Consider the following 24,746-nt stretch of genomic DNA (forward strand, 5'->3'; position numbering starts at 1 on the left):
GCGAAGAGGCGAGGGCTTCGCGTCCTCGCGTCCTCGCGTCCTCGCGTCCTCGCGTCCTCGCGTCCTCGCGTCCTCGCGTCCTCGCGTCCTCGCGTCCTCGCGTCCTCGCGTCCTCGCGTCCTCGCGTCCTCGTTTCGCTATTCATTCCTTGAGGTTCGTACCCACGCGCGCGGCTTGAGGCCAAGGAGTAGCCGTAGGTAGAGCCAGAGTTTCCAGATGATGAAGATGGGCGCGAAGAGGAGCGCAAGGTAGATATTGCGTGGCGCGCGGGCGAGCAGCAGGCCGCTGAAGACATAGATGATCTGGCCGAGGATGATAAAACATGCCAAGCCTACGATGATCGGACTAGGCATGAAGATCGCCGTAAGGCCGAAGAGCAGACTTAGGCCAACCAGTACGGAGAAGGGCGGGATGAGTTGTTCAATGGCGGCATCGAAGAGCAGGAAGCTGCGGCGACGGAGCGCCTGGCCCAACAGATTGGGCACAAAGCGGCGGATCATCTCCATGCGACCGCGCTCCCAGCGCTCATTCTGGCTCTGCGCGGCGCGCAGGCTGTCGGGCATTTCGGCCAGAACCAGTGCATCAGGGGCGAAGGTGGCCCGCTCGCCCGCCAGAATGAGCTCCATGTGGTACTCAATATCTTCGGTGAGCGAAGCCGACCAGCGGTGCTGGCGTAGAATCTCAGCAGCAAAGACCATGCCATTGCCTTTGAGTCCAGTGGAGCCACCAAGGACAACGCGCCCCTGGGGTCGCAAGTAGTGTAACAGAATCAAGGCTACCGCTCGTAGCCCAACACTCCACGCGCCTTCAGGCTGCTTCACGGCATAGTAGCCCTGAATCACCCGTTCGCCCCGGGCGAGGCGCGTATCCATAATGCGTAAGAAATTGGGCGAAACCACCGAATCGGCATCAAGAATGACGATAGCATCGTGGGGCTCATTGCTGGCCCAAATGCGCTCAAGCAGCCATTCGAGGGCGTAGCCCTTACCGCGCAGGTTCGCATCGCTGCGCTCGTGAACCACCGCGCCCCCGGCTCGCCCCAGTTCAGCCGTGCCATCCTCGCAGTTGTCGGCAACCACATGGACACGGTAGAGCTCAGGGGGATAATCGAGCGCTTGGAGATTCTGGAGCAACTGGGGCAGCAGACGCTCCTCGTTGTGGGCTGGTACCATGATGATAAAACGGTGGCTCGGCGCTTCGCGGCGTAGCGCGGTGGTACGTGACGCAAAGAGGGCCGCAAGGGTGAGCAGCAGCAGGTAGGCTACCATCAGCGCTAGGCCGCTGCCGATGAGGATCACAATGGGCATGAGCATAGGACTACTTCCTTGGGAGGTTGGGAGAGAGACGCGGTAAAATAATGATAAGGGAAGGTTTCAGGACACGTTACCGTTTGCGCCATTAGGGAGTGCCGACGTTAGTCGGCTGAGGTCGCCGCCAACCCCCGGATGCCGACTAACGTCGGCACTCCAAGGGTAAAGCTGAAAGGCCGTTTCTGAAACCTTCCCTAACAAAAACCCCTATCCCTTTGTTGCCTCCTCTGCCTCTAAGAGACTGTCTGAAAAGTCTATGGGTTGGCGTTGGAGTACCGGGCTTTAGCCGGCTAAAGCCGGCACTCCAGCATGTGCCCTGCGGCTTTTCAGACAGCTTCTAAGAGTTTCTGCGCTTCACGCGCTAGGCCAGCCGCATAGACCTCAAGGCTCATCTGCTGCTCGACGAGGCGGCGTCCGTTGCGCCCCATGTTGGTGCATTGATCGGGGTGGGCCAGCAGGTACTCGATGGCCACCCGCAGGGCTGCCGGGTCGCTTGGGGTCACATAGAGACCGTGCTGCCCCTCAACGATCACGTCGGTCTGGCCCGGAATGCGCGAACAGATCACCGGACGCTCCATGGCCAGCGCCTCGAGGATGACCGTCACGCCCGCTTGGAAATCTACCGGCTGAAGGGGCATGACTAAGAACGTGCTATCGGCATAGAGTTGGCGTGGCTCGCATTGGTTGAATTTTTGCAAACGCACATTGGCGGGCAGCGCCTGCCCCTCCGTACCATCGGTACGGCGCGACCATGGGCTGGCCGCGAGGATCATCACATCCACCGGCAGGTCTGCGACGGCGCGCATAAGTGTCGGGTAGTCGCGGCGTTCGAGGCCCACCGAACAGATCATGGGCCGTTCGCGGGGGGTAGGAACAACCGCGTCGGGCCGGAAGAAGGTCGTATCTACCATAAAGGGGGTCAACACCACGCGCTCGCTTGGCAGCTTCCAGCGTTGCTCGATAAACTGCTTTTGGGCTGAAGCATAGACCAGAAAGGTATCTATGTGGCTCTGAATTTTGAATAAATCCAAAAAAACCATCTTTTTGGGCACAGAGAGAACATGTGCAATCATCATATGACGCGGACGTTTGGGTTGCAACCAAGCGACCATTTTGAGCAGCAGTGCCAGGGGGAGGCCAATCTGTTCACCGTCGCTAAAGATGAGTTGATAGTGACGGCGTTGCTGGAAGGTCGCCCAGGCGAGCAGCAGATGTTGGCCTGCGATCCGTTCAAGCAGCCTGCCAAACATGCCGGTCGCTTGGCGTGCAGCCGCAACATCAAAGAGATCCGCGCCTAGCACCTCAGCCAACACATGGTAATCGGCGCGCTGACGCTGACCACGATCCGCTTGGTCTGCACGGTCGGGCGGAATAATGCCAGAGACAGTCAGAAGAATTTGGTTGCTCATACAAGCGACTCCAGCAGATCAATCAGCCGTTTGGTATTGGTCTGGGCATCGTAGTTACGGGCCACATGTTCATAGGCGGCGGCGCCAAGGCGCAGGCGCAGCGGCGCATCGGTGCAGAGGCGTTGCAGGGCAACCGTAAGCGCGTCGCAATCGCCGGGGGGCACGAGCAGGCCGGTTGTGCCATCGTAAACCATTTCGGGGATGGCGCCGACTGGTGTAGTGATGATTGCAATGCCAGTCGCACTAGCTTCAGAGAGTACCCACGGCATACAGTCGCCGTAGGTAGGCAGGGCAAAGATGTCACATTCGGCATAGAGTTGCCTGAGCGCTGGGCTGTTGGGTTGCAGTTCGTTGTAGACGAAGATCCCGGCTTCGGGCGCAACGCTATCGCGGGTGACCAGGTGGAGTTCAACCCGCCCCCGTTCAAGACGACGAAAGGCATCAATCAGCAGCAACCCGCCTTTGCGTTCAAGATTCCCACCGACGAAGAGAATCTTCAGTGGGCCAGCGTGGTCGCTACGGGGTTGGGAGCGCTGCCAGTCGCGCACCACAACACCGGGGCGAATAATGCTAATCTTCTCGCTCGACACCCCATAGTCACGGATGAGACTTTGGCGTGTCCATGCGCTCCATACGACCAGGTGGCGTGCGGTGGTAAAGCATGCGCGATTGAGCCGCCATTTGGCCAATTCGGCCCAAAGGGGCCCTGCTTGATGGGCATAGTAGGGGCCAAGTTCATCGTACTGTAGCGGGGTTGCATCAAGCGAAACAACGCTCGGGATGCGCCGCAGCCAATCGAGGTTCAGCGTCGCAGGTACCTGGGTGTGGAAGAAGAGCAGATCAAGCTTATGCTGGCGCTGCAAGCGCATAAGCTGCATCCGGGCGCGCCAACCTGCACGTACTGTCCAATTGCCATAGCCCGGTAGCCGGGCAGCAAGGCCCTTGCGATGAAACGGCACCAAGGCCCAATGGGCTTGCACCGTGGCCTCTAGGGGCACCATCTGTTGCAGATTGACGCTGTGGGTGACATGGCCGAGCGCCTGTTCAAGGATAAACGCGATATGATACACGGTATACCAGTTCTTGTTGCAAGGATGCGTGAGGCGAAGAGGCGAGGGCTTCGCGTCCTCGCGTCCTCACAAACGGTAAAGTGCCCTGAAACCATCCCTAAGAGGCTGTCTGAAAAGTCTATGGTTTGGCGTTGGAGTGCCGGCTTTGGCCGGCTAAAGCCGGCACTCCAGCGTGTGTCCCCCGGCTTTTCAGACAGCTTCTAAGGATTACGGTGTTACCGAGGCATTGGGTGCAACCACAAGGTCGCCCTGGGCAAGCCCACTGAGAATCTCAATGCGTTCAGGACTTTCGAGGCCCAACACAACATCAACCCGTCGCTCGCCAGCGCGATCACGCAGGATCACGAAGGCTTGAGCCTCACTGCGGTCAATGGCAGCAGGGGGCAACCAGAGTACCCCTTCGGCCCGTCCGAGATCAACCCGTACCTGAACGCGATCACCAACATCCAGATCGAGGTCGCCCGCAGAGAAATTGATGGTATAGCCCTGAGAGGCCACCTGGCCATCAAAGGTGTCGCGCTGCCGCGTTGGCAAGCCGGTAATGGTGCCTACAATCTGTTGTCCGGGGTAGCGCGCAAAGCTGAGGGCTACCTGCTGACCAATCGGGAGGGTCGTGCGATGAGTTGTGAAATCGGTGACGATCTCTTGTTTCGTAGCATCGGCAATAATCAGCACGGGCGCATCGGCAAGGACGGTGCCGCCACGGGTGAGATCGATGCGTGTGACAGTACCAGCAATGGGCGCAAAGAGTTGGCGTGATTCCAGTTCACGTTCAAGGTTGCGGATCTGATTTTGGGCCAAACTGGCGGCGCGGCTGAGCATAGGATCGGGGCGTAGGCGCAGGCTCGCCTCTTGCACCCCAACCTCGGCCAAGCGCACATTGCGTTCAGCCTCGGCAATGGCGATGGGATCGGGGCCAGCAAGCAGGCGCTCAAGTTGGGCTTGGGCATCCATCACTTCCGCCTCAGCATTTTGCACCGCAGCAACCTCATTGCCCAGCGCCGTATCATAGGCAATACGTGCCCGCGCCAACCGATCCTCAGCGTTGCGCAGATTCTCGCGGGCCTCACGCAGTTCATCGCGGGCCTCTTCGAGGTCTGGGCCCACTTCAGTACGCGCACTGATGGTCTCAAACACAAGCACCGCATCGCTATAGCGATGCTGGGCCACCTCAAGGAAGACCACGGCGGTATTCATCTCCTCAAGCGCATTATTCTTGGTGGCAGAGACCGTATTACGCACCGTGGAGAGACGCGATTCGGCCTGTTGGAGCAGCGCACGCGCATTGGTAATCTCGTGGGGACGCGCTGGGCGTTTGGCATCTTCAAGCTGAAGCCGGGCCGCCTCCACCCCCAACTGGGCCCGTTGCACATCCACTTGGGCGGCTGCAATTGCCTGTTGGATGGCGCTATTGGCCTGGTTGTAGTCGGCCCGCGCTTGCAGCAACTGATCCTCCATGTCGGCACCAGAGAGTTGGGCCAGCAGTTGACCCTGCGTGACCTCTTCGCCCGGTTCGACCAAAATCGTCGCAATGCTGCCCGATTTGACAAAGCTGGCCCCGACCTCAACGAAACGCACCCGGCCATTCAGCACCAACTCAGCGGCTACCGTACCGCGTTGCACGGTAAACGTAGCCGCCTCAGCATCTACCGTGGGCGCTGGTTCAGCCGTGGGCTGCGTTTCGGTTGGCGCTTGCAGTGCCTCAATGGTACTCGGCGGTTCAGGAATGCGCGCTTCCAGGCTGCACGCAGTGGTGAGCAGCAAGAAGCTGAATATGATTATGGCTCTTCGGAACATATGTTCCTCCACTAATACTTTTTGACCTTCCAATACCATTGTTGCAGCGAACGCAGCCAAGGTTGCTGAAAACGCCACATGGTCACCTCGCGTTGTTCACAACCAAAACGCTGTTTGTACTCCATGACTCCTTTTTTGAGGCTGCTTGTATTAAAATCGAAGTAGCGGTAGCCCTGTTCGAGCGCTACACGCATAATCTCCACATCGCCCACCGTCATCACATTGTAGCGCAGAAAGTCGCGGTGTGCCGAGCCGTGCCAGAGTGAAGCACATTCATTCCAATAGAGCGCCAAGCGCCCACCTGCAATCTGGCCATTGACCAGCATGAGCCAGGTTTTGATCTGTTCAGGGTGTTCTTGGCTCAAATAGTAGATCTGTTCAAACATCTCCCACGGGTAACCATAGTCATCAGCCTCGCCCCAGCGTTCCACCGCATCGCGGTAGCTCGCGTAGTAGGCGCGGTATTCAGCAAGTGAACGCGCTACCCGCACCTGCACCCCCTGACGCAAACCACTGCGGTAGCAGGTCACACGCCCGTGCTTAAAGCGTTTCATGACCTGCTTCAGATCGCCTGCAAGGGGCAATATATAGGCCGGCTCACGGTAGACCGGCTGAAGCAGGGTTTGTACGTTGGGCATAAGCGGCGGCGCAAAGGGGTTATCGGTGGTATAGAAGGTATAGGTGGTATGACCGCAGCTTTGTTGATAGAGGCGCAGCGCTTCGTCATCTGTCACTGGGCCATCGGCGATGAAGCCACCGTAACAATTCTCGAAAGTAGAATAGAGCCAGCGCAGTGGGATAAGGCGCTCGCTTTGCAGCAACGGAAAGACCACCCGCACCCCACTGGGCAGGATAGCGCCAAAGCTTACGTCGCGGTAGCGCCCCGGAAAGCTACGCCGCGCAATATCACGCCAAAGGGGCGTATGGTAGAAGGTCGCATACCTACACCGGCGCGCAACCTCCCACCAGAAGCTATCATCAATGGGGGTGAGAATTTTCATATTTACCCATATGCCGGACGATGCAACAATTCAGCCAATGTAACAAACTCATAGCCTTGGGCGCGCAATTCGGGCACAAGGAGCTTGATCGCACGGGTGGTTTCGCGCTTTTCCCAAAGCGGTTCCCACGGCTTGGCGTCGTGAAAACAAAAGATTGAGCCCGCTTGCGCCACCCGGCAGGCGTCGCGGGCCAGCGTAACAGCATCCACTTCGGGAATGACCCAATCCAGCGTATAGACATCCCACCCAATGATGGTATAGCCCGCCCGTGCGAGCCGACGGCCCTCCCAGGGCGTAAGCCAGCCCCAGGGCGGACGGTAGAAACGCGGGCGCACCCCTAGCACCGCATAGATCGCCTCCTCGCCCGCCCGGATATGGCTGAGATCGGCCCATGGCAGCAGGCCACGTTTACGGCTATGCCATCCCGAATGGTTGCCGATGACATGCCCCCTTTGGTACATGTGCAACACAAGCTCAGGGTGGTAGCCCACATTCACCCCCAAGCAAAAAAACGTCGCCTTGACCTCAAGTTGATCCAGCGCCTCAAGCAACTGCTCGGTACACGGGCGGCTCGGGCCATCATCGAAGGTCAACGCGAGCTTGGGCTGGTCACGCGGCCCATGATGCACAAAGTAGCCAAAGCCGCTACGCGGCGGACTAAGCAAGTGGTTGCCTAGTGCATCGAAGCGCTGAATGATGCTCTGTTTGAGTAATTTGATCATATGGGCTGGTTTGAGGACGCGAGGACGCGAAATCCTCGCTTCTTCGCCTCACGCATCCTCGCAAGATTGTAAAGCTATAAGCGCATTTCTGACATCTTCCCTATGGGTTATAGTCAGTTTGCGCTATTTCCTACTTCCTCGTTGCTCTATCCTATTGTTGGTACAACGTAGCCAAGGTGCGTGCGACACGTTGCGCTGAAAAAGCGCTTTCGACACGCTGGCGCGCTGCGCTACCGAGCCGCTGGCGCAACGCGGGGTCTTCTAGGAGCATCAGGATGTAGTGGGCCAATGAAGCCGGGTTATGCGGCTCGGCGCAGAAGCCGTGTTGCTCATGCACCACCGCCTCGCCAGGCCCGCCGAAGGTAATCACGACGGCACAACCCATCGCCATTGCCTCAAGCAGACCAATGGACATTGAGCCAAACGGCACCGGCAGCACAAAGACATCGATAATGCTCAGGAAGGGCTTGGGGTCGCGCTGAAAGCCGGTGAAGCGCACATACTCCGCCAGGCCCAACTGGGCCGCTTGTTGTGCCAATGCTTCGCGCAGTGAGCCATCACCCACCAATAGCAAGTAGGCTTGGGGGCAACTGGCGCGGATCTGTTGGAAGGCAAGCATCAGATCACCCAGCCCCTTTTCTGGCTCAAAGCGCACGACGGAACCAACAATCTGTGCATCGGCGGGTAGTTCATACTCACGCCGCAACGCAGCCTGCTGCTCGGCCGGCAGCGGGGTAAATTCATCGGGATCAACCCCATTTGCAACCACGATCGTGCGCTTTGGTGGCGTCAAGATGTAGTGCGCACGCAAGCGGTGGTTCTTCTCAGAGACACAAACAATGCCGTTGAGCAACAGACTAAAGAGGCTACGCATCACCCGCTTAGGCAAGGGTAATGCCTGTTCAGGCGCGAGGTGCTCCGTCACATAGATGCGTTTCACACCACTCAAGCGGGCAACCAGAAAGGCAACAGTCAGCCCCTGATAGCCAGTTGAGTGCATATGCAACACCTCAATACGCCAGGTGTGCAGCAACTTCCAGAAGCGCCACGTCTCAACCACCTGCTTCACACAGCCGTAACGTCGATCCGGAGTCACCGTTGCAAAATGGTCAACCTCATGCGCCATGCGCTCATTAAAGAGCCGCGTCGGCTCCCAAGCGGGACAGATCGCATATACCTCAAACTGGGTTTGGTCAAGATGGCGCGCCAAGAGCAGTATATGGGCTTCCATCCCCCCCATCGCAACGTTATTGGAGAAGAGGAGCAGTTTGCGCCGCTTGAGGCGGGCACCTTGTAGTGGCTGATCGCTATCGTTTGGTCTCATCAGTTGGTTTCTAGAATCATGGGATGGGTTACGGTAACCCTAAAATCTGCTCTTGGGGCTAGGCCCCCACCGCGCCGCTGGCTGAGCCTGTCGAAGCCAAGCGGCGCGGCCCAGAGCTTTTTCGCGCTAACAAATTTTTTCGGGAGAGGCTTCGCCTGTTCCTCTGTTCTTCTGCTCCTCTGTTCCTCTGTTCTTCTGCTCCTCTGTTCTTGCTTGACAAAGACTCTGTTCCAGCACCTCCACCACATAATCCTGTTCCGCATCGCTCATTTGGGGGTAGAGGGGCAGGATGAGATTGTGATCCTGGGCCGCTTCGGAGTGGGGCAGTTGGTAGCCTGCGGGGCGCTGGTAGGGCCTTTCGCGGTGGGCATTCATGATCCCACGGCGGGTAGCAACCCCATGGTCGAGCATAGTCTGCATCACGCGGCGTTGCTTGCATGTGGCGGGCAGACGTACCCAAAAGCTCTGCCAATTGCTCTGGGCCCACGCAGGTTCATGGGGCAACTCTAGGCCCGGAAGCGCAGCCAAGCATTGCATATAGCGGGCAGCCAGACGCCGTCGGGCGGCCACAAGCGCTGGCAGACGCTTCAGTTGCTCACGGCCAATGGCGGCCTGCACGTCGCTCATGCGATAGTTGTAGCCCACGATGCGATGCTCCTCAAAGACAACCTGGGTCGCACTATGGCGCACCCGATCATTGACGCTCATGCCATGCTGACGCAACAGACGCAACTGGGCCGCATACTCAGGGTTGTCGGTCGTAATCATGCCGCCGTCACCCGTGGTGATTACTTTTCGCGGATGGAACGAGAAGCATGCCATCGTGCTGTGGGGCCGCCCCACCTGCTGCCACGTACCCTGCCAGTTGATACTACTCCCACTGGCACAGGCAGCATCCTCAATTACGGGAAGCTTGTGGTGCTGGGCGAGCGCATTGATCTGAGCCATATCGGCTGGCATGCCCATCTGATGGACAACCAGGATCGCTTTGGTGCGTGGACTCAATGCTGCTGCGATCAAGGATGCATCCATGTTACTAGTTCTTGGATCAATGTCAATAAAAATTGGGTTAGCATTGCAGTAGCGAATCACATTAGCTGTAGCAATATAGGAGTGGCTCACCGTCACCACCTCATCGCCGGGGCCAACCCCCAGAACGAGCAGGGCCAGATGGAGCGCCGCAGTACAATTGGCCACCGCAACGCCATGGGCAGCCCCGCAAAACGCAGCAAACTCCTGCTCAAAGGCTGCCACCTCTGGCCCTTGGGTCAGCCAGCCCGCCAGAATGGGCCGTTGAGCCGCCTGCGCCTCTTCAGTGCCGACGTATGGTTTGGTGAGGGGGATTTTGATCATGGTTGTTATAGAATTTTTGGGAGGGCCAGGCCCACCCAAACCCTGCTAAGAAGCTGTCTGAAAAGCTAGTGGGCACGCGTTGGAGTGCCGGCTTTAGCCGGCTGAAGCCGGCACTCCAACGCCAGTTGATAGACTTTTCAGACAGCCTCTAAAGTTCTACCCCTTTTCCTGTTGCCACCAGGCGACCAAGGCACGCAAGCCCTGACGCAGGTCCACTTCGGCCTGGAAGCCCAACTGCTCACGGGCGGCACTGGTGGCGGCGAGGCGCCGGGGTACTGGGTTGACCTTGCGTTCGGGGCCATACTCTAGGGGCAGGTTGACACCCATGACCTCCATGAGTGCATCGGCCAGTTCGCTCAGGCTCGTTTCGCGCCCACTGGCCACATTAAAGACCGCATCGCTCACGTTTGCTTCAGCGGCGCACAGGTTGGCACGGGCAATATCCGTCACATAGATAAAGTCCATGGTCTGGCGCCCATCGCCAAAGATGAGCGGTGCCTGACCTGTGCTAATGCGCTCCATCCAGCGGATCAGTACCTCGGTATAGGCTCCGTGGATGTCCATACGCGGCCCGTAGACATTGAAGTAGCGCAGGGCCACATAATCGAGGCCATACATCTCGTGGAAGCTACGCAACAACGCCTCGTTGTAGAGCTTAAGCCCGCCGTAGAGCGTGCGATTCTGGTAGGGATGGTGGGCCTCGGATGTGGGGAATTGCTCGGCCATACCGTAGACCGAGGCGGAGGAAGAGGCAACCACCTTTTGCACACCAGCCTTAACGGCGGCTTCCAGCACATTGAACGTCCCGCTGCCCAAGACATCGTGGGCCAAGCGTGGTTCTTCGGCGCACTGGGTAATGCGGATCGCGGCCAAATGGAAGACCAGATCCACCCCTTGCATCACATCATGCACGAGGGCGGCATCGGTAATATCGCCCTCGATAATCGTCAGGGGGGCTTGGGCTAACGCTGCCGCCAGATTAGCGCGGCGACCCCGCACGAAATTGTCGAGAATAATAATCTCGCCGTAGCGCCCCTGGGCGCGTTCGGCTACCAGCAGATCAACAATGTGCGAACCAATGAGCCCGGCACCGCCAGTGAGCAATACCCGCTTGGGGCTTGTGGTAGCCATATGTGGTTCCTTTTTTTCCGTTGGTGTTGGTAGCTACGTCACCAACACCAACGAAAGAAGGTTCTTCGGGTAGAGTTTACGCCAACTTCCAGGGATTCACAATAGTGACGCCTGTATGCTTGAAATCCTCGTCATTTCTCGTTACAAGCACAAAGTCGCCATGGAGCGCAAGGGCTGCAATGAGTGAATCGATGGCGGGAAGCGGCGTACCATTCGCTTCAAGACGCCCGACTAACGCGCCCCATGTGAGCATCACTTCGAGGGTTAATTCAACAATATTGCCTTGGAAGCGAAACAGGAGATCGTGTTCAAGCCAAGCCATCACCTGTTCACGGCGCTTAGATGCAGGCAACTTTTCAATTCCTTTACGAATTTCACCAATACTAATCACGCTGAGATAGACAGCATGGGGCTCAAGCGCATCAAGCCACTCAATCACGGCCTGGTTTGGGGCTTTACTCACCAATTCGGAGAGTACATTGGTGTCGAGTAAATATTTCACAACAAGAACTCTCCACGCACCGGACTCGGATCACGCTCTAGATCAAGTTCTTGCTCTGCTAAAGGTGATTCACGAAAGAATTGTGAGAGCTTTGTCTGCATGAGTGTCAAGGCACGATATTCGCGATACGACACCACGATCACCACCTCTACCCCACGTCTTGTAATCAGTTGCGGGCCATGGGTCATTGCTTGTTCGACCACTTCGCTAAACTTGCTCTTCGCTTCTTGTAGTTGCCATGTATGGGTCATGCCTTGCCTCCTGTCTAGTCTGACTAGATTATAGCACGCTTTCCTCCTTTCCGCTCCACTCCGCCAGCGCAGCGATCACCTGATCCTGTTGTTCGGGCTGCAACTCCGGGTAGAGCGGCAGCGAGAGGACTTCGCGGGCTGCCGCTTCGCTCTGGGGGAATGTGCCAGCCTGATAGCCAAGTGCGGCAAAGGCTCCTTGCAGATGCACCGGGATGGGGTAGTGGATACCTGTGCTTATGCCTTGTTGCTGCAAAAAGGACTGCAACTCGTCACGTCGGGCGTCGCGGATTGCGTAGATGTGGTAGACATGGCGACACTCCGGGCGAGCGGTGGGCACACGGATACCCAAGGGCGTGAGGGCCGCTGTGTAGCGGGCGGCTAGAGCCCGGCGCGCCTCGATCCACTGCTCAAGGTAGCGCAACTTCACCCCCAGCACGGCCCCTTGGATGCCATCCATGCGGTAGTTAAAGCCCTGGATTTCATGGTGGTAGCGCCGTTCTGCGCCCCAATCGCGTAGCATGCGCAGCTTGCGTGCCAACTCCGGATCGCTGGTGGTAAGCGCACCGCCTTCGCCATAGGCTCCCAGATTCTTGCCTGGGTAGAAGCTAAAGCAGCCCAGCGCACCAATGCTACCCACGCGCCGCCCTTGGTATTCAGCCCCGTGAGCCTGCGCCGCATCTTCGATCACCACGAGGCCATGCTGCTGGGCAAAGGCCATGACCGCCTCCATTGCCGCCGCTTGGCCATACAAATGCACCGGCAACAGCACCTTGGTACGCGGGGTCACTGCGCTTGCAAGTCTGGCCGGATCGAGCGTAAAGCTGTCTGGTTCAATCTCCACAAAGACGGGCGTTGCGCCAGTATAGGCAATCGCAGCCACTGTAGCAATGAACGTATGCGGTGTGGTAATCACCTCATCCCCTGGCCCCACCCCCGCCGCCAAGAGTGCCAGATGGAGCGCACTAGTACCACTGTTTACCGCCACAGCGTAGCGCGTCTGGCAATAGGCCGCAAACTGCTCCTCAAACGCCGCCACCGCTGGCCCCAAGACAAACTGGCTCCGTGCGAGAACCTCAAGCACAGCTTGGTCAATTTCGGCTTTGAGGTTTTGGTATTGGGTTTTGAGATCGACAAAAGGAATCATAAGTACCTTTTGCGAGGGCGCGAGGATGCGATGACGCGAAGCCCACGCCGCTTCGCCTTGCGAAGGTGCAAGGATACGATGGCATGAAGCCCACGTCGCTTCGCCTCACGCATCCTCGCTACTCGCTAACGGATCACCACAATGCGTAAATTCTCATCCCCATGGAGTGAACAGTACAACTCAAAGATACCCGGACTCTCGTAGCGTTGCACGAAGCGCTGCCCTGGTGCAACCCGGTAGGGGCCAATCGTAACCGGCTCAACATCATCGTTTTGTACCACCAGCGTATCCTGTTCACCCAGCCGCAGTGTAAGCTCCAGCGGAAAGAGCTCTAGCGGCTCGCCCGCAGCGAGCATAGCCGCCGTGCCAGGCTCGACCCGCACCACCAGGCTGCGTTGCGCCTCCCGCCGCTCTTGGTAAAGCCCAAAGGCGGTGACTGCGCTGCCTACCAGCAAGATCAGGCCGACGAATACCAATATGAATGTACGTAGTATAGCCATAGTTTCTTAGAGGCTTTCTGAAAAGTCTATGAACTGGTGTTGGAGTGCCGGCTTCAGCCGGCTAAAGCCGGCACTCCAACGCGTGCCCACTAGCTTTTCAGACAGCTTCTTAATAACGAACTTTCGCTTTTCTATCTACTCGCGCAGCAACACGCGCAGATCACTGACAATATCGGCAGTGGGCGTGTTATGGGCATAGAGCATGCGCCAACGCCCCGCCTTATCGATCAGATAGACAAAGCCCGAATGGTCAATGGTATATTCCATTGCCGATTCAGGCAACTCGCGCCGCTGCACAAAGACCCCATAATCACGATAGATCGGCTCAAGCGTCTCCGTATCACCATGCAGACCAATGAAATCGGGGTCGAAGGTTTGGACATAGAGTTCCAGCCGTTCGGGCAGATCACGTTCAGGATCAACCGTGATCAGCGCCACCTGCATGGTCTCCGCAGCAGCCCCCAACTCGCGTTTGACCGCCGCAAGGTTGGCCAACTCAATTGGGCAAATATCGGGACAGAGCGTGAAGCCGAAGTAGAGCATCACGATGTTGCCCTTTTGTTCACTCAGGGTGAAGGGTTGGCCATTATGGTCGGTCAGGGTAAAATCGGGCGCGGGCAGCGGTGGATCAATCACCGTACCCTTCAGTTCGGGCGGGCCTGAACACGCACTGAGCCCAACCACCAAGAGGATCGTTAGGATGATGAAACGCAACATAGGTTTCCCTGTTTTTCACCACAGAGGCATAGAGTTCACAGAGGGCTTGTGGTTGAATGTATCTCGCCATCTCGTTCTGCTCTATGCCTCTGTGGTTGCATACCTAGTTCTACCAATGACCATTGAACATGCCGCATCATTGAGAACGCTAAAGCTCATTGGGACGCCATGTTCGGCAATCTACCATCTACCATCTACCATCTGAAATGGTATTAGTTCTGCGGCGGCGTACGCACAACCGCGTCAACCTCGATGGTACCACTGCGCTCAAAGGTCAAGTTCAGCTTGATGATGTCACCAGGTTCGAGGCCGCGATTGAGGCCGATGAACATGACATGCAGGCCACCGGGGCGTAGCTCTGTCGTGCCGCCAGCAGGAATCTCAATGCGCTCGATCTGATCCATACGCATCACATCGCCATCCATGACCATGGTATGCAACTCGACCACCTCAGAGAGATCGCCCGCAGCCGCATCGATGAGGAAGTCGGGTTCACTGCCCTGGTTGCTGATCAGCAGGTAGCCGCCCGTATTGATCGGCCCGGCCTCAACTTCGGCTTGGCTACGGGGCCGAATCCAGGGGTCGGTCAAGGTCAAATCGCCCAAGGTGTAGCTGGGCGCATCAGCAGCGGGTTCGGCAGCGGGCGCGGGCGCGGTGGTCGGTGCCTCAGCGCAAGCCGCAAGGGCCAGCGCAGCCAACAGCGTTATGATGATCGCTTGGATGCGAAGCATGGGAGTATATCCTTCCTGTATTATTTGGTCATGTGACCAAAGGTTCATGGGCACGGCGGTACCATGCCCCTCTGGGCTATCGTGCTACGTTCCATATTGTTGGGGCTTTGCCCCAAACCCTCTTTATTTCTTTCGTGTTGGCGGCTTCGCCGCCAACACGAAAGAAATCATTCTTCAGGGGAGGCTTCGCCACCCCCGAACCCCCGCCGGGAGGCTTACCACTGCGGCGGCGGCGCTGGTGGTGGCTCGCCGAGGCGCGTATAGAGAGGGGACGGCGCAAGGAACACTGGGTTGCAACGCACCAGCAGGATTGCAAAACCGGCTGCAATGGTTGCAAGCGCCTGGATCAGCCCTTGGAAGACACTGGGGCTGAGTGGTGGCGGTTGCGCCGTTGGGTTTTCAACAGTGAAGAAGTGACCACACAAAAAGGGTGAAGCTTGGCCCTGAGGTGTGTTGGTTTGCGGCAAAAGGTAGTGAGCAAAGAGGCAATGGAAGGTACAGACCAACAACGCCCCTGGCACTGCAACTAACAAGAGCCAGTTGAGCCACATTGCTGGGCGCATAGCCTGCCTGGATGATTGCCATATAATCACCATTGCGGCATTATGCAAGAGATTGCCCATCCATGCAAGGCGGGAAGTTGTATAATACTATTTCAGGTTGTAGATTGTAGATTGTAGATTGCAGATTGCAGATCGTAGATTGTAGATTGTAGATTGCCGAACATGGCATCTCAATAGGCGTTAGTGTTCTTGATTATGTGGCATATTCAAGGGTGATTGGTACAATCTCTACTATGACTCGTTTACCTAGCATTCTTATTGTAGATGACCTAGAATCTTCACGCGACGTTATGCACGAGATGTTGATGGGCCAGGGCTATGAGTTGCTCTTTGCCGCTGGTGGGGCCGAGGCTCTGCGGATGGCCCATGACCATATGCCCGATCTGATTCTGCTTGATTTAATGATGCCCGATATTGATGGCCTCACGGTTTGTCGTGAACTGCGTGCCAACCCTCAGACCGCTCGGATGCCGGTGGTTATCGTCACGGCGCTGGATGATCGCAAAGCGCGCCTCGATGGTATTTCTGCTGGCTGTGATGATTTTGTTACCAAACCCTTCGACCGGAGAGAGTTGCGGATGCGCGTGCGGACGATTGTGAACCTCAATCGCTACCGGCTTTTATTGGATGAACAGCAACGCTTCGAGATGCTCTTTTCACGTTCACCTAATGGTCTGGTGATGTTGGCTCATGATGGTACGATTACACTTGCCAATCCAGCTATGGCGCACCTTGTTGCCGCTCCACAGGCTGAGCAACTCGTGGGGCAACAGCTCTGCGATCTGCTCAATCCTACCGACCGGCTACGTTTTCAGCACTGGTTTGAACAACTAATGACCGAGGAGTCTGCCCTGAGCCAATTGAACGCGAGCCTCGTTGCCCAAACTGGTCTCCACCGCCCAGTTGAGCTTGATGGCAGTTGGTTTGTCTGGGCTGATGCCCCTGCCGCCCAGATTGTTGTGCGCGACATTAGTGATCGGATCAAGGCCGATCTACTCGAAGAGGATCGCCGCCAGTTGGCCTTTGATCTACACGATGAAGTAGCCCAAACCGCGACGGCAGTCTATCGCCAACTTGAACAATTTCAGTACGACTTCCCGATACGCCGCCCTGAGGCCCGTGCGAGCCTTGAACGGGCAATTGAGCTTAGCCGCCGTATGATCAGCGAGACCCGCCGCCTGCTTGCTGGTTTGCGTCCAACTGCACTTGATGATTTGGGCCTTGTGGCTGCCTTGCGCCTCCACGCGAATGCGCTTGCTGCCGATGGCCTTGAGGTGGTCTTGCACGAAGATCTAGGCAGCCAGCGCCTCGCCCCCGCCGTCGAGATCGCACTCTTTCGGATTGCCCAAGAGGCACTGACCAATGTGCGCAAGCATGCTGCTACAAGCCAAGCGACCCTGACCTTAACCAACCATGGCGCTCATGTGCGTCTCTGTGTCGCCGACCAAGGGCGTGGCTTTGCCCCCTCTGCCACCACCGCCCCCCTTGGTCAACAGTTAGGGCTACGTACCATGCACGACCGTGCCGCGCTGCTTGGGGGCCGGGTTCAGCTTACGAGCCCGCCAGAGGGTGGAACCCGATTGATCGCCGAGTTGCCTTTGGGGGTGAGAAGAACAGGAGAACAGGAGAACTGAGGAACAGAGGAACAGAAAGACAGGAGAACAGGAGAACTGAGGAACAGATGAGCAAATCAACCCGTTCTAGCACTCGTGAATCCGGCCCGGCCCATATCATTATTGCAGACGACCACGACCTCTCGCGCGCGGGCTTACGCTCGGTCTTTGACCATGCCCGCGATATGCGGGTTGTTGGTGAGGCTGCCAATGGTCAAGCAGCAGTTGAGCTATGCCAGCAACTTCAGCCCCACCTAGCGGTGCTTGATGTACGCATGCCGGTGCTTGATGGCCTTGCGGCCACCAAGGCGATCAAGAGCGTTGCGCCCCTCACCAGTGTGCTGATCGTCTCTTTCCATGCTGATCCTGAATATGTGGTGAAAGCATTGCGCAGTGGTGCGGCAGGTTACCTGTTGAAGGACGCTTCGCGCGCCGAAATCCTTGACACGGCCCGCCAGGTGATGCGCGGTGAGGCGCTGTTGCACGGCAACCAAGCTGCCGATCTCTTGCGCCGCGCTGCAAGCGATGAGCAATACACCCTCAGCCAACGCCCCCCCTTGACCCGCCGTGAGCGCGAAGTACTCCATCTGGTCACCGAGGGTCTGACCAACCGCGAAATTGCGGAACGGCTTGGCATTAGCCCTGGAACGGTCAAGAACCATGTTGAGCATATCATTGCCAAGCTCAATGTTTCTGACCGTACCCAAGCGGCTGTCTATGCCCTACGCTATGGGTTGTTGAATACATGATATGGTCTTTGGGGGGAGCGCGAGGGAACCAGGTTCCCTCGCACACCCTAGCTACACATGTTGATCACACCCAAAAGAATTGAACGCTATGACTCTCACCGCAAACCTCGCGCTACAGATTATGAACAATATGCATGATGCGCTGATCACGGTAGACCTGCAGGGCTTGATTACGAGTTGGAATCGTGCCGCTGAACGTATCTATGGTTGGCAACATGCAGAAGTGCTTGGGCATGCGGTTGATCAAGTACTCCAGACCGACTATAGCCCTTTGCCTAACTATGCGGCCATCAAAACCCAATTGATCCAGCAGGGCTGGTGGAGTGGTCAGATCCAGCAGCGCCATCGGAATGGTCAGACCCTCACCATCCATTCAACCGTCAGTGTTATCTACAATGACACGGCTGAACATTGTGGCGTGGTGAGCATCAACCGAGATATTACTGATTATGCCCAACTCTTGGATGCACCAACGGCTGAAGTGCCGACAACGGCTTCCATTGGCCCTGGTGATGGCTTTTGGGAGTGGGATATTCCTAATCACCGGATCCTCTTCTCCTCGCGGATGCACGAATTGCTCGAACGACCTGCCGAACAGTATGTTGAGCGGGATAAGTCCATCTTCCAGATGATCCATCCTGATGATTTTGAATATCTCGATAATCAATTGAATGCCCATTTGCAGCAGCGTCAGCCCTTTAATGTTGAAATTCGCCTCCATACTGGTGATACACAGGACACATACCGCTGGTTCTTAATTCGCGGTCAAGCGCGCTGGAATGCCCAAGGCTACCCAATGAGCATGCTTGGCACGATGACCGACATTGATGATCTGCGACGCGATGATCTTGAGGTAGAGGATCGCAAGCGTAACCTTGAAGCGCGCTTCGTTGAACATTCATCGAGCTTGCAGCACAACCTTCAGTTGGTCGGCAGTATCAATGCGGCAACCCCCGATTTTATCTACACCTACAACCTTGCTGAACGGCGCTTCGCCTATACCAACCGATCTTTGCTCACGATGCTTGGTTATGAAGCGCCCTACACCACGAATTTCTCTGGGCATATCCCGATGAACCTCGTTCATCCTGACGATCTCGATAAACTTGAGGCCCATTTTCAGCAGATGACCACGCTTGCTGATGATACGCTGGTGGAATTTGAGTATCGTCTGCGTGATGCAGCCGAGCAGTGGCGCTGGTTCTATTGCCGTGAGATGGTCTTCCAACGCCAGCATAATGGACAGATCGCTTTCATTTTGGGCATTGCGAGTGACATAACCCTCCGCAAACAGACCGAAGATGCCTTGCGTCAAGCCTACAATGATCTGAGTTCTGCACATGCCCAACTGGATCGCGCCAATCGCCTCAAGAATGAGTTTTTGGCCAACATGACCCATGAGCTACGCACGCCGCTCAATGCGATCATTGGTCGGGCTGAATCACTCCTTGAACAACTCTATGGTCATCTGAACCCACGTCAGCATAATGCCGTCGTCACGATTGGTGAGAGTGGCCGCCACCTGCTAGAGTTGATTAATGATCTGCTCGATCTCTCGAAGATCGAGGCCGACCGGCTCTATCTCGAAGTGGAACCGGTCAGCATCCAAGATCTCTGTGAAGCCTGCCAGCGCTTGATGAGTACGACCGCAGAAAAACATCAGTTGACTCTGCGTTTACAACTTGATCCAGCTCTACCGCTGGTGTTCACTGATGGGCGGCGGTTACGCCAAATTCTCCTCAATCTGCTGGCCAATGCGATCAAGTTTACGCCTGCCGGTGGTCATGTTGATTTTCAGGCAACCTGGCAGCCCGAGGTGGGCCACGTTGTCTTTACAGTTGTAGATAATGGCATTGGTATCGCTGAAGACGATATGGACATGCTCTTTCAACCCTTTGTGCAGATTGATAGTGGCCTGCAACGCCAATTTCCGGGCACTGGCTTGGGCCTAGCCCTCGTGGCGCGACTGGTAGATCGCATGGGGGGCAGTATTCGTGTTACCAGCAAGCTAGGTCAAGGCAGTCGCTTTACGATTTTCCTAGCGACAGGCAGTGAACCACTATTACAGCAACAGCCCAAAACGGTGCAACAAGGCTTGCGTGTGTTGCTTGCCGATGACCATGGCCCCAATCTGATCTGGTACGAAACCCTCCTCTCTGGGCTTGGCTATCAGGTACGCATTGCCCATGATGGCAAAGAGTGTCTCCAGGCTGCCAACGCAATCCTGCCCGACCTCATGGTGATTGACCTGCAGATGCCCCAGTTGGCTGGCATCGAGCTGATTCAGCGCCTCCGGGCAATCCCGGCGCTCGCCAATACCCCGCTGATCGCCCTCACTGCCCTTGATCGCCCCAACGATGAGGCGCGTTGTCGTGCTGCCGGGGCCACCCACTACCTCCATAAGCCGCTTATGCCCCATCTGCTGCTGAAGATTTTTAACGAAATCTAAAGGTTTCGGGCTACCGCCCTAAAATTCGCTCTTGGGGCTGCGCCTCAAACCTCGTTGTTTGTTCCGTGTTGGCGGCTTCGCCGCCAACACGGAACAAAAGAGTTTTTTGTTAGCACGAAAAAGCCTTGGGCTCGTAGGGATGCGTCGCGTTGGCTCGGTGGCTTCGGCAGGCTCAGCCACCGAGCCAACGTCACGGCCCAGAGCTTTTTCGCGCTAACAGTTTTTTTGGGGTAGGCGAAGCCTCCCCCAAACCCCCACCGGCAGCTAACGTAATGCGTCCTGTAAAACTACTGAGCATGCTCCAAGAGCAGTTGGCGCGCCTGGAAGATTAAGCCCGGCTCTACGTCGGGGAGTAGCAGCAGCCGCTGCCACTGCTCGATGGCTTCGCTGCGACGCGGTGGATCGGCGAAGATGTAACAAATCCCCGCGCCCAAGAGCGCCCGCCCTTCCATAATGTCTAGCTCTAAGGCCCGCTCAACCTCGATGGTGCCTTCGCGGATGTAGTTCTGGTCGTTGATGCTCTGACCGTAGTAGCAGAGGCTTGCGCCTAGATCGGCATGCGCGAGGGCGCTCGTGGGATCAAGTTCGCTCGCCCGCCGGTAGGCATCCGCCGCCTCAAGCCAGCGCGGGAGCCGCTCGATGTAGAGGCTCTGAACATTGAGATCGCCCTGATCAAGCCGCTCGCGTAACACCATCACGCTATCGTAGAGCGCATTGCCCAACTGCAACCACGCATTGGGGTGATCCGGGATGTTGTTGACCACCTGGCGCGCTGAGATAACCTGGGCTTCAAATTGGCTGAGCATCTGCTCCATGTTGGGTTGGGCCGGATCAGCAACATTGGGATCGATGATCTGAGGGCCACTGACCGCCGTTGGCGTTGGGGCCCAGAGTACCGTCGTAATCAGGGTGGTCAGTACAATCGCAAAGGTGCAGACCGCTACAATCACGGTTGGGGCCACCCACTCCGGCAGAGGCGGACGGGCTGCGCCGCGTCCACGCGCCTGCGCTCGTGCGCGGCGGCGCGTCGGCTGGGTATCAAAGCCCGGCGGGCGCTCCTGACGACCTGCTGGCGGCAAGGGCCGATAGTCCAACTCCTCATCCTCAGCGGGCGCCTCTTGCACCGCATCATCGGGTTCGGCAGTCACAGCCGTCGCCGCCAATTCAGCATCATAGGCCGCCCGCAACTGCGGATCGCTCAAGATCGCATAGGCGTGATCGAGCGCCTCGCGGCGCTGACGTGCAAGCTGCTGCAACTCCTCGGCGGCCCCTTCGAGCCGTTCGGGAGCATAACGTTCACACATACGCCCATAGGCCGCACGGATCGCCTCCGTGTCGGCCTTGGGGTGGACTTGCAGGGTCTCGTAATGATCGTGCATGATTCCTATCGGCCAACTCCACGCGAACCAAGTCGTGCGCCGCCCAACGACCAACCGCGTGGCAGGCGCGGACGCACCCCGGCCAATAGGGCATGGTTCTCAAGGTAGCGGCGCAACGTGGCAATGAAGCCACCAATCAAGAAGAGGGTGGCCCCAACCCAAACCAAGATCACCAAAGGCTTGACGCTGACCGCAATCACCCCCTTGGCTTCCGTCACGGGCAAATTCTCCATACCCGGGCCAGAAGCCTGGAGCATCACGCGCCGCGTGCCTGGATCGAGTGAAACCATGGTAAGTTGGGCCCCATGACCACCCGGCAGATCCGCCGGAATGTACTGGAGCTCTTGTTGGCCACTCGGCGTATTGTTCACAATCTGCACCAGCGGCTCAAGCTGGTAATTTTGGCCCTCGTAGCGCACCATCAGGCGCGCCCCTACGCTCAGATCGCTTCCGCCAGCCATATCATCACGATCAAGGTTGAAGCCCAAGAAGGTGACATGGTATGGCCCCACGTCAGCCGATTCACTCTGCCCCAACACCGGACGCGCCTGGTCGCGCTCAGGATCATAGCCTGCTGGCGAGATATAGAGGTCGTACCAGAGGAAACTATGGATCGAAGGGGCGGTAATGGTCATGCCCATCATCCGGTTTTCGTAGAGGTAGGGCTGTGCGCTGAAGGTCCGCTCACCGTTGCTCACCGTAAAATCAAGGACGCCGTGGTCATTTTCATCAAGCTGATAGCCATTGAAGGTAAACTCATAGCCAAAGATCTCCGCACGCTCACCAGGCGCAAGGGTCAAGCGGGTATCTGGCGTCGCATAGGCACTCGAGCCAACAAAGCCCAAGAGCATAATCGCAAAGCCTACGTGGGCCAAGTAGCCCCCAATCCGCATCCAGCCACTCTTCAGGGTACGCTGGATCATCACCAGATTGGTGCCCAAGGCAAAGGTAGCCCCCGCAACATAGAAGAGCGCCAGAATGTCGCGCACACTGATGAACATTGCCACCACAGTGGCAATTACCGCAGCCAGAGCCGGCCAGCGCAACGCCCGCAGCAGATTACTCAGGTTGCTATCACGCCAACCCAAGAGCGGGCCAAGGGTCATCAGCACCACCGCCACCAAAGCCAACGGCGGGGTGGTCTGCTGGTAGAAACTGGGGGCCAAACTGAAGCGCCCATCCTCAAAGGGTTGCGCCTGCGGATTCATCAGCGTACCATCGTCAAGCTCAAAGGCGGCCCCCATCCAGCCCTGAAGCGTATGGCCCACCCCCGGAATCGCCGAGATGACCGGCATCGAGGTGCCGAGGCCAACCACCAACGCCACAAGCACAATCGTGAGGATGCCAAGCACAAAGAAGCTATCACGCGAGAAGAACTTATCACTCAAGCCACGCGCCGGAATGTCGCGGCTCCGCCAGAGCAACAAGCTCAACGAGCCAGCAAAGAGCAGCACCAAGAAGGCCACCAGCCCCTCGAAGATACCCTCAGCTACAAACGAGTGAACCGAAAAGTTGGCATAGACCCCGCTGCGGGTCAGGAAGGTGGCATAAAAGACCAGCACATAGGTCATGAGCGCCAGCAGCAGGTTGGTCTTACGCAGCCCGCCGCCGATGCGTTGCACCAGCATGCCGTGCAGCAAGGCCGTCAGCGTAAGCCACGGCACCAGCGAAGAGTTCTCGACGGGATCCCAGCCCCAGTAGCCCCCCCAGCCCAAGGTCTCATAGGCCCAGTAGCCACCGAGCAGCAACCCCAGCCCCAGAAAGCTCCACGCGGCCAGCGTCCAGGGCAACGCCCGCGCCACCCATGTATCATAGTCGCGCCGGATCAAGGCTCCCACCGCAAAGGCAAAGGGCACCGTAGCCAACGCATAGCCCACAAAGAGCACCGGAGGATGGATAATCATCCAGAAGTTGTGCAACAGCGGATTCAGCCCACGGCCATCAGGCGGGGTAAGTTGCAAACCCGTCGCCGGATCAATCAGGGGCTTAAAGGGGTTAAGAATCAGCACAAAGGTCAACAAACCCGCCTGCACCAGCATGAAGACCAGCAGGGCGTAGGGTTCAAAATGGCGCGAACGTTTAATCAGCAGCGCAGAGGCAAGCGATCCAAAGAGAATCCAGATCAGGAAACTCCCCGGCTGCCCAGCCCAACTTGCAGCAACGGTAAAGAAGAGATCAAGTTCACGCGAACTATAGTTATTGACATACTCAATATCAAAACGCCGTGCCAAAAAGAGCGTGATCATCAGCGTCCAAGCCATGACCACCGCGCCCAATGAGGCATAGACCCCAAAGCGCCCATAGAGCAGCGGCGTACTCCCACCCTGACGGATGACTACCGCATAGCTGCCCACCGCAAGCAACGCCATCGCGATCGCGGTAACGATCAGAAAGGTGCCGAGTAGGTACATAATCAATCTTTACTAGCTCTGATTTTCGACTTCCTGGTACTTTGAAGGACACTTGACCAGCAGTTGGTCGGACATGAACGCATCTTCACCCTGGTCATAGCGTCCAATCGCGACAATACTGATCGCATGCTCAAAGTTAGCCGGACGTGGATCCTGCGAAATCACCCGCAGCAGCTTGCCATGCTCATCTTGCAGCATAAAGGTGAAACGCCCATAATCGTCATACTCACCAGTGCTACCCAAGAAGCCCGCCAACTGCACACTGCGTGTCGCAGCCATCGCCTCATCGATGCTCTGCGTGTACGAGCGAAAACCACTCTGAAAACCAAAAGCACCAAAGACCACCGCGATCATAATGATCGCAAGGCCCGCAAGGTGCAATGGTTTCACACGAACACCACTACGTTCTTCCGTTGGGGTCATGTTGCTCTCCTTAAGGCAAGGATACAGAAACGAGGAAGTAGGGAATAGGGACAGCTTGTTTCGCTCTTTGGGATGGTTTCAGAGCACTTTACCGTTTGCGCTATTAGGTAGTGCCGACTTTAGTCGGCTGAGGTCGCCAACAACCTCTGGATGCCGACTAAAGTCGGCACTCCAACTGTAAAGCTGAAAGCGCATTG

At 57.1% G+C, this 24,746-nt stretch carries 22 protein-coding genes; 3 read left to right on the top strand and 19 right to left on the bottom strand.

Annotation, left to right across the window (positions count from 1 at the left end):
- Positions 1–137 precede the first annotated feature (137 nt).
- The 16 genes from CJ255_RS12275 to CJ255_RS12350 form a co-directional block, all read right to left on the bottom strand.
- The gene (locus CJ255_RS12275; RefSeq protein WP_097644396.1) at positions 138–1,313 is read right to left on the bottom strand and encodes a glycosyltransferase family 2 protein; all 1,176 of its coding nucleotides are present in this window, start codon (positions 1,311–1,313) and stop codon (positions 138–140) included.
- 323 nt (positions 1,314–1,636) lie between these two features.
- Positions 1,637–2,719 carry a glycosyltransferase family 4 protein gene (locus tag CJ255_RS12280; protein ID WP_097644397.1) on the bottom strand — a complete coding sequence of 361 codons (1,083 nt, stop codon included), beginning with the start codon at positions 2,717–2,719 and terminating at the stop codon, positions 1,637–1,639.
- Positions 2,716–3,789, bottom strand: coding sequence for a glycosyltransferase family 4 protein (locus CJ255_RS12285; protein ID WP_245863359.1), 1,074 nt, complete (start codon positions 3,787–3,789; stop codon positions 2,716–2,718). Before CJ255_RS12285 ends, CJ255_RS12280 begins: the two co-directional genes overlap by 4 nt.
- A gap of 207 nt (positions 3,790–3,996) precedes the next feature.
- On the bottom strand, positions 3,997–5,586 hold the full coding sequence (locus CJ255_RS12290; protein WP_165774688.1) for a biotin/lipoyl-binding protein: 1,590 nt from the start codon (positions 5,584–5,586) through the stop codon (positions 3,997–3,999).
- 11 nt (positions 5,587–5,597) lie between these two features.
- Positions 5,598–6,587 (bottom strand): GNAT family N-acetyltransferase, encoded by a 990-nt coding sequence (locus CJ255_RS12295; RefSeq protein WP_097644399.1) that lies wholly within the window; start codon positions 6,585–6,587, stop codon positions 5,598–5,600.
- Between the two features lie 2 nt (positions 6,588–6,589).
- On the bottom strand, positions 6,590–7,309 hold the full coding sequence (locus CJ255_RS12300) for a polysaccharide deacetylase family protein (RefSeq protein ID WP_097644400.1): 720 nt from the start codon (positions 7,307–7,309) through the stop codon (positions 6,590–6,592).
- A gap of 151 nt (positions 7,310–7,460) precedes the next feature.
- Positions 7,461–8,633: a glycosyltransferase gene (locus CJ255_RS12305; protein WP_097644401.1), complete on the bottom strand. Its 1,173-nt coding sequence runs from the start codon at positions 8,631–8,633 to the stop codon at positions 7,461–7,463.
- A 126-nt stretch (positions 8,634–8,759) separates the two neighbouring features.
- A complete protein-coding gene (locus CJ255_RS12310) occupies positions 8,760–9,986 on the bottom strand; it encodes a DegT/DnrJ/EryC1/StrS family aminotransferase (protein ID WP_097644402.1) in 1,227 nt (408 codons plus the stop codon).
- A 156-nt stretch (positions 9,987–10,142) separates the two neighbouring features.
- Positions 10,143–11,117, bottom strand: coding sequence for an NAD-dependent epimerase/dehydratase family protein (locus CJ255_RS12315; RefSeq protein ID WP_097644403.1), 975 nt, complete (start codon positions 11,115–11,117; stop codon positions 10,143–10,145).
- Positions 11,118–11,193: 76 nt separating this feature from the next.
- Entirely contained in the window at positions 11,194–11,619 is a 426-nt protein-coding gene (locus tag CJ255_RS12320; protein WP_097644404.1) for a type II toxin-antitoxin system VapC family toxin, read from the bottom strand.
- Positions 11,616–11,870 carry a type II toxin-antitoxin system Phd/YefM family antitoxin gene (locus CJ255_RS12325; protein WP_097644405.1) on the bottom strand — a complete coding sequence of 85 codons (255 nt, stop codon included), beginning with the start codon at positions 11,868–11,870 and terminating at the stop codon, positions 11,616–11,618. The genes CJ255_RS12320 and CJ255_RS12325 overlap by 4 nt, the downstream gene beginning before the upstream one ends.
- Positions 11,871–11,898: 28 nt before the next feature.
- Positions 11,899–13,014, bottom strand: a complete 1,116-nt coding sequence (locus tag CJ255_RS12330; protein WP_097644406.1) for a DegT/DnrJ/EryC1/StrS family aminotransferase — start codon at positions 13,012–13,014, stop codon at positions 11,899–11,901.
- Positions 13,015–13,139: 125 nt separating this feature from the next.
- On the bottom strand, positions 13,140–13,514 hold the full coding sequence (locus CJ255_RS12335; RefSeq protein WP_097644407.1) for a cupredoxin domain-containing protein: 375 nt from the start codon (positions 13,512–13,514) through the stop codon (positions 13,140–13,142).
- Positions 13,515–13,649: 135 nt separating this feature from the next.
- Entirely contained in the window at positions 13,650–14,231 is a 582-nt protein-coding gene (locus CJ255_RS12340; RefSeq protein WP_097644408.1) for an SCO family protein, read from the bottom strand.
- Positions 14,232–14,443: 212 nt separating this feature from the next.
- On the bottom strand, positions 14,444–14,962 hold the full coding sequence (locus tag CJ255_RS12345) for a copper chaperone PCu(A)C (protein ID WP_097644409.1): 519 nt from the start codon (positions 14,960–14,962) through the stop codon (positions 14,444–14,446).
- Between the two features lie 215 nt (positions 14,963–15,177).
- Positions 15,178–15,525 carry a hypothetical protein gene (locus CJ255_RS12350; protein WP_097644410.1) on the bottom strand — a complete coding sequence of 116 codons (348 nt, stop codon included), beginning with the start codon at positions 15,523–15,525 and terminating at the stop codon, positions 15,178–15,180.
- Positions 15,526–15,758: 233 nt separating this feature from the next.
- On the opposite strand from CJ255_RS12350, the gene CJ255_RS12355 reads away from it, so the two are divergent.
- The 3 genes from CJ255_RS12355 to CJ255_RS12365 all read left to right on the top strand — a co-directional run bounded on the left by CJ255_RS12355 (position 15,759) and on the right by CJ255_RS12365 (position 20,336).
- Positions 15,759–17,159 carry a response regulator gene (locus CJ255_RS12355; protein WP_097644411.1) on the top strand — a complete coding sequence of 467 codons (1,401 nt, stop codon included), beginning with the start codon at positions 15,759–15,761 and terminating at the stop codon, positions 17,157–17,159.
- Between the two features lie 47 nt (positions 17,160–17,206).
- Positions 17,207–17,887 (top strand): response regulator, encoded by a 681-nt coding sequence (locus CJ255_RS12360; protein ID WP_097644412.1) that lies wholly within the window; start codon positions 17,207–17,209, stop codon positions 17,885–17,887.
- Positions 17,888–17,975: 88 nt separating this feature from the next.
- Positions 17,976–20,336: a PAS domain-containing protein gene (locus CJ255_RS12365; protein WP_097644413.1), complete on the top strand. Its 2,361-nt coding sequence runs from the start codon at positions 17,976–17,978 to the stop codon at positions 20,334–20,336.
- A gap of 287 nt (positions 20,337–20,623) precedes the next feature.
- On the opposite strand, the gene CJ255_RS12370 is transcribed toward CJ255_RS12365, so the two are convergent.
- Genes CJ255_RS12370 through CJ255_RS12380 form a run of 3 tightly spaced genes read right to left on the bottom strand, consistent with a single transcriptional unit; the run spans position 20,624 to position 24,549 of the window.
- A complete protein-coding gene (locus tag CJ255_RS12370; protein ID WP_097644414.1) occupies positions 20,624–21,715 on the bottom strand; it encodes a J domain-containing protein in 1,092 nt (363 codons plus the stop codon).
- Between the two features lie 5 nt (positions 21,716–21,720).
- The gene (locus CJ255_RS12375) at positions 21,721–24,126 is read right to left on the bottom strand and encodes a heme lyase CcmF/NrfE family subunit (protein ID WP_097644415.1); all 2,406 of its coding nucleotides are present in this window, start codon (positions 24,124–24,126) and stop codon (positions 21,721–21,723) included.
- A gap of 12 nt (positions 24,127–24,138) precedes the next feature.
- A complete protein-coding gene (locus CJ255_RS12380; RefSeq protein WP_097644416.1) occupies positions 24,139–24,549 on the bottom strand; it encodes a cytochrome c maturation protein CcmE domain-containing protein in 411 nt (136 codons plus the stop codon).
- Between the last annotated feature and the right edge of the window lie 197 nt (positions 24,550–24,746).

Origin of the sequence: Candidatus Viridilinea mediisalina (assembly GCF_002532535.1) — a bacterium.
In the GTDB taxonomy this organism is placed as follows: domain Bacteria; phylum Chloroflexota; class Chloroflexia; order Chloroflexales; family Chloroflexaceae; genus Viridilinea; species Viridilinea mediisalina.

Excerpts from the sequence above, each read along its gene's own strand:
- CJ255_RS12310 (WP_097644402.1), bottom strand. The coding sequence starts at position 9,986 with ATGATCAAAATCCCCCTCACCAAACCATACGTCGGCACTGAAGAGGCG.
- CJ255_RS12330 (WP_097644406.1), bottom strand. The coding sequence starts at position 13,014 with ATGATTCCTTTTGTCGATCTCAAAACCCAATACCAAAACCTCAAAGCC.
- CJ255_RS12305 (WP_097644401.1), bottom strand. The coding sequence starts at position 8,633 with ATGAGACCAAACGATAGCGATCAGCCACTACAAGGTGCCCGCCTCAAG.
- CJ255_RS12360 (WP_097644412.1), top strand. The coding sequence starts at position 17,207 with ATGAGCAAATCAACCCGTTCTAGCACTCGTGAATCCGGCCCGGCCCAT.
- CJ255_RS12350 (WP_097644410.1), bottom strand. The coding sequence starts at position 15,525 with ATGCGCCCAGCAATGTGGCTCAACTGGCTCTTGTTAGTTGCAGTGCCA.
- CJ255_RS12335 (WP_097644407.1), bottom strand. The coding sequence starts at position 13,514 with ATGGCTATACTACGTACATTCATATTGGTATTCGTCGGCCTGATCTTG.
- CJ255_RS12290 (WP_165774688.1), bottom strand. The coding sequence starts at position 5,586 with ATGTTCCGAAGAGCCATAATCATATTCAGCTTCTTGCTGCTCACCACT.
- CJ255_RS12355 (WP_097644411.1), top strand. The coding sequence starts at position 15,759 with ATGACTCGTTTACCTAGCATTCTTATTGTAGATGACCTAGAATCTTCA.
- CJ255_RS12365 (WP_097644413.1), top strand. The coding sequence starts at position 17,976 with ATGACTCTCACCGCAAACCTCGCGCTACAGATTATGAACAATATGCAT.
- CJ255_RS12370 (WP_097644414.1), bottom strand. The coding sequence starts at position 21,715 with ATGCACGATCATTACGAGACCCTGCAAGTCCACCCCAAGGCCGACACG.
- CJ255_RS12380 (WP_097644416.1), bottom strand. The coding sequence starts at position 24,549 with ATGACCCCAACGGAAGAACGTAGTGGTGTTCGTGTGAAACCATTGCAC.
- CJ255_RS12275 (WP_097644396.1), bottom strand. The coding sequence starts at position 1,313 with ATGCTCATGCCCATTGTGATCCTCATCGGCAGCGGCCTAGCGCTGATG.
- CJ255_RS12340 (WP_097644408.1), bottom strand. The coding sequence starts at position 14,231 with ATGTTGCGTTTCATCATCCTAACGATCCTCTTGGTGGTTGGGCTCAGT.
- CJ255_RS12295 (WP_097644399.1), bottom strand. The coding sequence starts at position 6,587 with ATGAAAATTCTCACCCCCATTGATGATAGCTTCTGGTGGGAGGTTGCG.
- CJ255_RS12325 (WP_097644405.1), bottom strand. The coding sequence starts at position 11,870 with ATGACCCATACATGGCAACTACAAGAAGCGAAGAGCAAGTTTAGCGAA.
- CJ255_RS12375 (WP_097644415.1), bottom strand. The coding sequence starts at position 24,126 with ATGTACCTACTCGGCACCTTTCTGATCGTTACCGCGATCGCGATGGCG.
- CJ255_RS12280 (WP_097644397.1), bottom strand. The coding sequence starts at position 2,719 with ATGAGCAACCAAATTCTTCTGACTGTCTCTGGCATTATTCCGCCCGAC.
- CJ255_RS12300 (WP_097644400.1), bottom strand. The coding sequence starts at position 7,309 with ATGATCAAATTACTCAAACAGAGCATCATTCAGCGCTTCGATGCACTA.
- CJ255_RS12315 (WP_097644403.1), bottom strand. The coding sequence starts at position 11,117 with ATGGCTACCACAAGCCCCAAGCGGGTATTGCTCACTGGCGGTGCCGGG.
- CJ255_RS12345 (WP_097644409.1), bottom strand. The coding sequence starts at position 14,962 with ATGCTTCGCATCCAAGCGATCATCATAACGCTGTTGGCTGCGCTGGCC.